General features: G+C 40.4%; 1 protein-coding gene. It reads left to right on the forward strand.

Annotated features, from left to right (window positions below):
* Positions 1–136 precede the first annotated feature (136 nt).
* Complete coding sequence (locus tag ACTNBF_RS16400; protein ID WP_427820911.1) at positions 137–1,516, forward strand: IS4 family transposase; 1,380 nt, start codon at positions 137–139, stop codon at positions 1,514–1,516.
* The last annotated feature ends 72 nt before the right edge of the window (positions 1,517–1,588 follow it).

The following is a 1,588-nucleotide window of genomic DNA, read 5'->3' on the forward strand; positions in this document are numbered from 1 at the left end:
ACTCAAACTTCCCACACCGATAAGGTGTTCTGTACCTTGAAAATTCAATATTTCAGCCAATAAAAAGGGCATAAATAACGCTCTTTTGATATAATGGAATTGTCCAGAAACCACTTTACAAAGGAGGATTTATGCCATGTCCATTATATCACAGAACAACGAGAATGAGGTAGCTATTTTAGATTGCGTTCAGAGATTTTTCTCTTCTCACAAGGTAGGCAGCGTTTTAAAACAATGCAACGGCACCAAGGAAAAAGGAGTTCCTGCTATCTCGCTCCTCAGATATAAACTCAGTAACGTCTTTACAGGAAGAAGCATGTATATGCAGCAGAGAACCGGATCTTTCAAAGAAGGATTCTCAAAGAACACTTTTTATCGTTTCCTGAATTCTTCAAAAACTAATTGGCTCCGCTTTACTTCTTCTCTAGCATCAGAGATCATCAACGGTGACATCAAAAATCTTACTGATGAAAAGCGTGTCAATGTGTTCATAGTCGATGACACTCTCTTTAATCGCACCAGTTGCAAGAAGACTGAACTGGGTTCCAGAGTCTTTGATCATGTTGGAATGAAATTTCGCAAAGGATTCCGTCTGTTGACGATTGGATGGAGCGATGGCAATACATTTATGCCTGTTAACAGTTGTCTTATCGCATCCTCCAAAGAATCAAATCTCATTGGTCCAACGAAAGATTTTGACAAGAGATCTATTGCCGGCAAGCGCAGAAAACTGGCACAGACGAAAGCACCGGAGGTTATGCTTCACCTTCTTGATACAGCCGTTTCAAATGGTATTTCTGCCGATTATGTGCTGTTTGACTGCTGGTTTGCTAATCCGGCGCAGATTACGGCTATCAAATCCAAAGGGATGGATGTGATTGCAATGATCAAGAAAAGCAGCCGCATTCAATATCAGTATGAAGGGCAGAAACTGAACATCAAACAGATTTATGCAAAAAACAAGAAGCGACGCGGCAGATCCAAATATCTTCTTTCTGTCGATGTCATGGTTGGAAAAGAAAATCCAATTCCGGCAAAAATCGTATGTGTCAGAAACAAGGCGAATCGTAAGGATTGGCTTGCTTTTATCTGCACAAATCCAACTCTGTCAGAAGAAGAAATCATTCGTATCTATGGAAAGCGCTGGCAGATTGAGGTATTTTTCAAGACTTGCAAATCTACACTTAATCTCATTGGCGAATGCCACAGTCTCTCTTACGATGCATTGACAGCACATGTAGCCATTGTATTTGCCAGGTATATGCTTTTGGCATTAGAACAACGAAAAAATGAAGACCAACGAACCTTAGGAGAACTATTCTTCTTCCTGGTAGATGAGATGGCAGACATCACTTTCACAAGGTCTCTTTGCATCTTGATGGATGCTTTGATGGCAAGTTTTAAGGAGATTCTGAATCTGAGCGAAGAACAGCTTGCTGTATTTACTGCAGATTTTGTATCCAGACTACCGCAATATCTGCAAAATGCACTTGATTCGTGGGCAGCTAAAGCATAAATCGCTATTTTGTTAGCTGAAATATTGAGTTTTCAAGGTACGAAGCCCATTTTGGGTATGGGAAGTCTTAGT

The sequence above is a fragment of the Bariatricus sp. HCP28S3_A4 genome (assembly GCF_052066395.1).
GTDB lineage: Bacteria > Bacillota > Clostridia > Lachnospirales > Lachnospiraceae > Allocoprococcus.

What these genes read in the sequence shown, in the direction of transcription:
- ACTNBF_RS16400 (WP_427820911.1), top strand. Translation starts at nt 137, where the DNA reads ATGTCCATTATATCACAGAACAACGAGAATGAGGTAGCTATTTTAGAT.